Origin of the sequence: Bacillus sp. HMSC036E02 (assembly GCF_001836235.1) — a bacterium.
Classification (GTDB): domain Bacteria; phylum Bacillota; class Bacilli; order Bacillales; family Bacillaceae_G; genus Bacillus_A; species Bacillus_A cereus.
The window spans coordinates 1-4049 of record NZ_KV827793.1 but is presented as its reverse complement, the minus strand read 5'-3'; the positions used below and the strand labels follow the sequence as shown (position 1 = coordinate 4049).

Below are 4049 nucleotides of genomic sequence, written 5' to 3'. Positions count from 1 at the left end.
GTCGGAGGAAGGCACCTTTGGGTGTCTTTTCTTTATGAAAAAAAGCCCCGCAGAATATGCACGACTCATATAAATTAAATAGCAAACTGCTAATTCGTTAGCTTGAAATATTCATTTTTTATTATACAGAGAAGTAACAAAAGATGGTATGAGAATCTAAATTCCATACCATCTTTTTAAACAATTTTATTGTCACTAAACACTACCTTTAATTATTTCTGCCTTTTTTCTATTTCTAAGAAGTATGTAAATCCAGTTTTCATAATCATAAATATAATACTAAAGATTAACAGTGAGTTAAAAGTTGCTCCTCCTACAACCTGACTTATTTTCCATGCTGTTATGAGTGTAGCTATGAGGACAGGCATTTCAAAAATAACAATTGACCAAATAATTCTTATTTGATTATCTTTTAAATAATGCAGCTTAATCAAATCTTTAATTATTATAGTAAAAGTAGAATTGATTATTGCTACAATAAACAGTACAAAAGCAACTACTCCACTTAACAAATTATAATATTTATCATAAGTTTCCAAATTGTAGTCCTTATACATTATTTCTTTAATAAAAATAGTTATTTGCTCTGGAAATATATACAAGCATAATATGCAAAATATCTGAAATAAGGTTAGTGATAGCGGAACTTTATGTGCTTCCCAGAAAGTATAATCTTTATCATAAGTTCCAAACACTCCATTCTCATTTTTCACTGTATATTCCCATCCATCATAATAACCATCTATAGCGTTTATTTTTTCCTTATATTTCATGATATAGCGACTTGTGACTTTCTTTTTTTGATAAAAAAGAAGAGTTATCTCATATTTCAATACATTTTTCGTATCAACAGTATGAAACAACCCATCCTTTTTCAAATAATTTAAGGCTGTTGTAGTGATATTCTCACCTTTTATTTTCTGTATATTTTTATAATCGAAATTTTTCTCGATTTTATTAGTTTCTTTATTCCATACAAGCAAGTACCACCCACTTTTATCTTGTTTGGCATAGTTAGTAAAACTACCATTGTTGCAATTCATTATGTTCTCACCTTCTATATATTATTAAACATAAATTAACTACTTTAAAAACTGTTATTTTAAAGTAGTTAATTCCCCCTACCTTTCACACACAAACAAAGCAAGATTATTCTCAAAAATCTCCAGAATTTCTTTTTATAGTTTCACGAATAAAGGAAGCAAGATCATCCTCAGAAATCTCTGGCATCTCTTTTTCTAATAATCCAAAGATATAATTCTCTATTTTTTCTAAATCTGAAACGTCAAGCTCATCTGCTATTTTAGGCATATAAGTACCTTGATCATCATTATATTCTGCCTCACCATTTAAAAAACTAATTTCAAAGTTTTCCTTGAGATTAGCATTATAATAAACTGATAGTTTCAATGTACTAGTGCATCCAACTTCTTCGTCTATTAGTGTATCCGCATCTACATGTATACTTGTTCCAAGAATATTATTTTTAACCTCGAATATCTTTTCTGATTCTAATGTTTCAGGTTCATCATAAGTCACATCAATATCAGTTCTATAGTAAATTGTATCGCTAATATTTCCAAAAGTTTCATGAACATGCTCTAGAAATAAGAAAAAGATTTGATCTTGACTCAGAATCTCTATTCCTGCCTGTTCTGCAATGGCCTGTCTAGATTCGATTTGGACTCTATGAAGATTTTCAGCTTCGTACATCTTCATATATTCTAGGAAGTCATCAGATTTTATTTTTAGAACCTCCTCAAACTTTTCCTCTGCTTCGGTTATTTTCCCAAATAAATCATCCATAACCTTCTTAAATTTTCGATAGAGCTTATCATCAATTAACTTATTATGAGCTACGTGATTCCTATCCTTACTAAAATTCTCCCATTTCCCACTAAACTCCCTTAGTGTACAAGAAAATAATGGAGAAAAAAAACTTTCCCAAAAATCTATATCTACTTCCATTTGTTCCTCTAATAATTTAGTCAAATCAGCTCTATGATCTTCTATTGATTTATCATTATTTATAATATCACTCATAATATATTGAAATTGAACAAGAGCTGGATTATGAACCAATGAATCAGGTGAAAAAGGGTCAGGTGTGTTAAAAATTGATTGACTTTTTATCTTATATGTCTTGAATTTTAGAATGCTAATCAAATCGCTAGTATCAATGGATAACAAATTTGCATAGACATCTTTAAATCCTGGTGCTTTCTCTCGATAACCATTGATTCTTTGGGAATATTTTTTTGTTAAGTGAGTGGGCATGAAACTCCACCATTCAATTCCTAAATGATGAGATAAAACAGCATTAATTAGACGTCGTAAACTATTTTCAACAGAGTGAATATTTTTATATAGATCTTCAGCAAATTCTTCTGATTGATAATCTACAAGCCAAACACATTGCATCCATTCTTCTACCATTAGGTCTTTCAACATTATTTTCAAATCATGTAAATCCTTATCAACAGCAGTATTTTCTTTTGTTGAAATATCTACTCTTAGTTGATCAGCCCCAAGCAGATTAAACATAATGCTAAAGTCAACAAAATATTCTTTTTCAGCTAAGATTAGAGAACAACTACGTTTAGATTCCTCAGTATGATTAAATGATAAGTGTGTTAAATTTAAAGTTTGTTCAACTTTACGCATTAATTCATCTGTATAATTTTTGAAATTAAATTCATTTTGTTTATTATCAAGCATTATAAATCTTATCAATATCGCTACCCCCTTTAAAAAACAAACATTTCATTTCTAATAAAAATATTAAACCAGAAAATATCTTTTAAAAAGGCTTCTCATATTCGTTTATAACAGCCCTTTTAGATCTATCTAATGTGTGTGTATCCAAAAATATTAGATGCTTATAAATAAGAGTGTAAACCTCTTATAATTCATCTTTATAAAAATCAGTAAAATATCATCCATAATTACTGGAGAAGGCGCATCTTTTACATTAAAGTGCATTTGTTGGAGATATCGCTAAGAGTAGTAAAATCAACGCTTTTTCATGTCAAATCTTGCTTAGTATGTATTTTCGTTAAGATATTGGCAGTACACCAAATATATATGTACTATTAATTAGCCAATAATTTCCTTATACATTATATCAGCTAGGGGACATGGAAGTATAACAAAATATTTATATAAATTATTTTATTAATTTATACTGCATTAATATGAGGTGGTTCAAGTCGAAGGAAGGCGCCTTAGGGTGTCTTTTCTTTATTTCCAAAAAGGGTATCGAGGGACTAGCCTTTTCTAATTTGAAAGTAAACTTTTGAATATAAATTCAAAAAAAAGTTTGAGTTCTATACTTCTTACCCCATAAATAATTTAGTTTTCTTCCAATCATTGACTTGAGATTCACTACTAATAGAACTAATTATTTTTAAATCTTTTCATTTTAATTGTATAGTTTGAATATTCAATTAAATATTTATAAATAAATTCAAATGTTAGAAAATACAAATAATATGGTATTGTTATTTATGTAATATTCATTCCAAAAAAGGGGGATTTTTCATGTTCAAGAAAGTAATAATTGGAACATTAGCAACTGGAATTATGTTATCTGGTGCTGGAGGAGTACTTGCGGAAACACCTACTGATACAGGTGTAAAATTAAAAACGATTGATAATAAAAAAAGTTTTGTTAAGAAAAAAGAAAAACAAGACTTTCCTGGTTACAAATCAAAAGGGGAAATACCTACTGTAAAAGAGTGGGATGGAGTGACTTGGTATTTAAAAGGAGCAACTGAAGTAAGTAAAAATTCATGGACAGGCCATTATGAAGGATGGCGAACAAGTAATAATTAAGAAACTTTAATTAAGTTTTCCAAGTAAACAAATAAAAAGAAGACCGAACTAGATTGTTATTCTAGTTCGGTCTTCTTTTTATTTTAAATTCATTAATAATTAATTTTTTCATATCACTATAAAATACCATTATTAACATCCCTAATATAGTTATAAATAAAGAAATTCCTTCAATGCCATTTTTCAAAATTAAGATGGTTCAAGTCGGAGGAAGG

3 protein-coding genes are annotated in these 4049 nt (G+C 28.6%); 1 reads left to right on the top strand and 2 read right to left on the bottom strand.

Annotation, left to right across the window (positions count from 1 at the left end; all coding sequences use genetic code 11):
* Nucleotides 1–212: 212 nt before the first annotated feature.
* Together HMPREF2590_RS00015 and HMPREF2590_RS00010 are read right to left on the bottom strand one after the other, a co-directional pair.
* The gene (locus HMPREF2590_RS00015; RefSeq protein WP_000995774.1) at nucleotides 213–1043 is read right to left on the bottom strand and encodes a hypothetical protein; all 831 of its coding nucleotides are present in this window, start codon (nucleotides 1041–1043) and stop codon (nucleotides 213–215) included.
* A 112-nt stretch (nucleotides 1044–1155) separates the two neighbouring features.
* Nucleotides 1156–2733: a hypothetical protein gene (locus HMPREF2590_RS00010; RefSeq protein ID WP_070861231.1), complete on the bottom strand. Its 1578-nt coding sequence runs from the start codon at nucleotides 2731–2733 to the stop codon at nucleotides 1156–1158.
* 807 nt (nucleotides 2734–3540) lie between these two features.
* On the opposite strand from HMPREF2590_RS00010, the gene HMPREF2590_RS00005 reads away from it, so the two are divergent.
* Complete coding sequence (locus tag HMPREF2590_RS00005; protein ID WP_000475237.1) at nucleotides 3541–3834, top strand: LCI fold-containing protein; 294 nt, start codon at nucleotides 3541–3543, stop codon at nucleotides 3832–3834.
* Nucleotides 3835–4049 lie beyond the last annotated feature (215 nt).